The 4,032-nt window shown below is 64.0% G+C and carries 4 protein-coding genes; all 4 read right to left on the reverse strand.

All coding sequences use genetic code 11. The annotated features are described in order from the left end of the window. A partial coding sequence (locus O2807_13035) for an acetyl-CoA C-acyltransferase (GenBank protein ID MDA1001424.1) occupies positions 1-1,082 on the reverse strand: 1,082 nt, incomplete at its 3' end. 105 nt (positions 1,083-1,187) lie between these two features. Beyond that, a complete protein-coding gene (gene hemB / locus O2807_13040) occupies positions 1,188-2,222 on the reverse strand; it encodes a porphobilinogen synthase (protein MDA1001425.1) in 1,035 nt (344 codons plus the stop codon). Positions 2,223-2,248: 26 nt separating this feature from the next. Then, positions 2,249-3,802, reverse strand: coding sequence for a uroporphyrinogen-III synthase (locus O2807_13045; protein ID MDA1001426.1), 1,554 nt, complete (start codon positions 3,800-3,802; stop codon positions 2,249-2,251). Further along, on the reverse strand, positions 3,795-4,032 hold a 238-nt coding region (hemC, locus tag O2807_13050), incomplete at its 5' end, for a hydroxymethylbilane synthase (GenBank protein MDA1001427.1). The genes O2807_13045 and hemC, both read right to left, overlap by 8 nt.

Here is a 4,032-nt window from a genome sequence, read left to right on the forward strand (position 1 = left end):
GTCAGCGTCAGGCGCGCGCCGCTCGCCCCCACCGGATGGCCGATGGCGATCGCGCCGCCGTTGACGTTCGTTTTCTCCCGGTCGAGACCCAGCTCTTTTTCCACGGCGAGATATTGGGAGGAGAACGCTTCGTTGATCTCGATCAGGTCCATGTCGTCGAGCCGCAGGCCCGCCTTCTTGAGCGCCAGGCGGCTGCTCTCGGCGGGGCCGATGCCCATGATCTTGGGCTCGCAGCCCACGGCTGCCCAGGAGACCAGGCGCCCGATGGGCTTGAGGCCGTGCTTGTCCGCCGCCTCCCTCGATGCGAGAACCATCGCCGCGGCTCCGTCGTTGATGCCACTGGCATTCCCGGCGGTGACCACGCCATTTTCCTTGAAGACCGGCTTCAGCCGCGCCAGGTTCTCGGCCGTGGCGTCCTCGCGGATGTGCTCGTCCCGATCAAAGGAGATCGTCTTCTTGCGCTGCTTCACCTCGACCGGAAAGCACTCCTCTGCCAGGCGGCCGCTGTCCCAGGCTGCCTTCGCCCGGCTCTGGCTCAGGGCGGCGAATTCATCGATCATCTCGCGGTGCAGATCGTATTTTTCCGCCAGATTTTCCGCCGTCACGCCCATGGTGACCTGGGCGCGCGTGTCCATCAGCGCGTTCTTGAGGTTGTCTTCCATCGGCGCCTCGAAGAGCGGGATCCCCCAGCGCGCCTTTCGGATGACGTGGGGGGTCAGGCTCATGTTTTCGGCACCAACGGCGAGAACGAAATCGGCGTCTCCCGTCATGATCTCCTTGGCGCCGCTGACAATCGCCTGAAAGCCGGAGGCGCACATCCGGTTGACGCAATATCCCGGTTTTTCCATCGGAACGCCGGCCGCAAGACCGACGTGGCGGCCGATCAGCGGACTGTCGGCGGACGACTGGATGACGTTTCCGACAATGGTGTGATCGATCATATCGGGGGTCACATTCGAGCGCTTCATCGCCTCGGTCGCGGCCATAGCGCCGAGTTCGGTCGCCGTCAATTCGCGCAACGTTCCGCAAAACGTGCCAAACGGGGTGCGCGCGCCGTCAAGAAAAACGATTTCATTCGACATTGAAACGGCTCCTTTTGTGTCGGAAACGGGAAAAACCCATTATGACAAAATCCGTGTATCCATAAGGCTAGCCCCGCGGAAGCAGCTGCGCAAGGGCGCGCTCCATTACATCCAAGAGAGCGGTGTTTTTGTGTCTCCGGCCAGCCGGCGGGCGGCGTCTTTGGCAAAATAAGTCAGCACCATATCCGCTCCCGCCCGGCAGATCGAGGTCAGGGTCTCGAGGAAAGCGCGCTCCCCGTCTATCCAGCCGTTTCGGGACGCTGCCGTGATCATCGCAAACTCCCCCGACACGTTGTAGGCGGCAATGGGGCAGTCCACCCGCTCGCGGGCCCGCGCGATGATGTCCAGATAGGGAAGGGCCGGCTTCACCATGATGATGTCCGCCCCTTCGTCCAGGTCGAAATCAATCTCCCGCATGGCTTCGCGCGAATTGGCCGGATCCATCTGATAGCTATTGCGATCCCCGAAGGAAGGGGCGCTCTCGGCCGCCACGCGGAAGGGGCCGTAGAAGCAGCTGGCGTACTTCGCCGAATAGGCCATGATCGGGAGATGCGAAAATCCGGCGCCATCCAGGGCCTTTCGAATGCCGCCCACGCGCCCGTCCATCATGTCGGAGGGGGCGATGACGTCCGCGCCGGCCTGGGCGTGGCTCACGGCGGTCCGTTCCAGAAGCTCGAGGGTCGGATCGTTGAGAATTCGCCCGTCTTCCACGATGCCGCAGTGTCCGTGGGCCATGTACTCGCACAAGCAGACGTCGGTCATCACGCAAAGGTCCGGATAGACCCGCTTCAGGGCGCGGACCGCCCGCTGAACGACGCCATTTTCCGCATACGCTTCCGAGGCATGGTCATCCTTGTGATCGGGAATGCCGAAGAGAATAACGCCGGGAATTCCGAGGTCCGCCACCTCGCGGCAATCCTCGACCAGCTTGTCCACCGAGAGCTGGTATTGTCCCGGCATGGAGGAAATCTCCTGCTTCACGCCCTCCCCCTCGACGACGAACATCGGATAGATCAGCCGATCCACCGAAAGGCGGGTCTCCCGCACCATCCGGCGAAGAGTTTCCGTCTCCCGGGTGCGGCGGGTCCGGTGCACCACATCTTCACGAAGAGTGCCCAGCAGTGAACTGAAATTGCTCATCGCCTCGATACCTCCTCCGTTGCTCCCTACCGGGACCAGGGGTCATCCCAGTCGAGGGCCGGATGAAAACGGAAATAATCCGCTATCTCGCGCGTCAGACCCCGCACCGTTGATTCGCGGGCTTCCACCTCGGGATCGAGGCCCAGCTCCCTCGCCGTCTGGCTCGTGACCGGCCCGATGGAGGCCACCGCCACGCCGCTCATGAGATCGGCGATCTTGTTTTCACCCACCATGTCGACAAAATGCCGGACGGTGGAGGAGCTCGTAAACGTCACCATGTCGATCCGGCCCTCTTTCAATTCGGCGCGAAGCCGGACCACCTCCTCTCCGCCGCCGGGAAGGGTCTGATAGGCGGAGACCACATCCACTTCCGCTCCCCAGGCACGCAGCGTGTCGGGGAGTATCTCGCGCGCCTCGGCCGCCCGCGGGATCAATACCCTCCGGCCGGCCATCTCCTCTTTCGGAAGCGCTTCGAGGATACCCTCGGCCACAAATTTTTTCGGAACGACATCCGCCCGAAGGCGCAGCGCACTCTCGAGCGCCTTCGCCGTTCCCGGCCCGATAGCTACGATCCGGCTCTCCCGGGAGAAAACCCGGCTGTCCGCCCCGAGCGCCGCGAGGCGCTCCGCGAAAAAGCGCACGCCGTTCGCGCTGGTGAAGATGACCCAATCGTATGCGCCGAGGTTTCCTATCGCCCGATCCAGCGGTCCCCACTCCGCGGGCGCCGCGAGGCGGATGGCCGGCACAACCCGCACCTCGGCGCCGACCTCCTCAAGGTGCGCCACGAAATCCTCCGCCTGCTCGCGAGGGCGCGTGACGAGGATGCGCCGCCCGTGCAAAGGCCTGCCCTCGAACCAGTTCATCTCCCAGCGATGCCGGCCCGCCTCGCCCACCACGAGAACGATGGACCCCTGAAGCTTCCGGTCCACCGCCGTCCGGGCCGCACCATCGAGGCGATCCTCCGAAACCCGCTGATCGGCCAGCCCGCCCCGCTCGATGGCCACCGACCAGGTTTCACCCGGCAGCCCCGCATCGAGAAGATTCCGGGCGATTTCGCCGATCCGATCCGCGCTGGTGAGAATCACGAGTGTTCCCTCGTTCCGCGCCAGCGCCGAATAGTCGTGCGGGGGGTCGGCACCCGACACCTCCAGCACCGTAAAGCAGGTTGACTCTCCCGGGATACAGAGGGGAATGCCGGCATAGGCCGGTGCCGCGAGCCCGACCGACACACCCGGGATTACCTCGAAGGGAATTCCCGCGCGCGTAAGCGCCTTGGCTTCCTCGACCCCTTTTCCGAAGAGAAATGGATCTTCCTGATGCAGGCGCACTACCTTCTTTCCGTCCTCGGCCAACTGGATCAGGATTTCGTGAACATGCCGGGGGGAATCGCTGTCATCGGTGCGGCCGTCGGCCGGAATGAGAACGGCGTTCTTCGAACAACGCTCCAGGAGGGCGGCGGGAATGGAGGGTTCATAGACCACCACGTCCGCGTGCTCAAGCAGCGCCAATCCCCGGGCAGTGATCAGGCCCGGATCGCTGGGCCCGGTCCCCACCAGATAGACAACGCCGGTCTCATACACGCTGGATTTCCTCCAGTATCTCGGCCGCCCCGCTTTCCAGAAGCCGATCCGCCAAAATGCCGCCCAGCCGCACCGCATCTTCGGGCGGGCCCTCCTCCGCGCCCTCGACAATCCGGTCCCCGTCCAGGCTTGCCACCAGGGCGCGCACAAGGAGCGTACCTTTTCTCATCTCCGCAAAGGCGGCCAAGGGCACCTTGCAGCCCCCCTCCAAACGGTACATGACCTCCCGT

It is taken from the genome of bacterium, assembly GCA_027622355.1.
In the GTDB taxonomy this organism is placed as follows: domain Bacteria; phylum UBA8248; class UBA8248; order UBA8248; family UBA8248; genus JAQBZT01.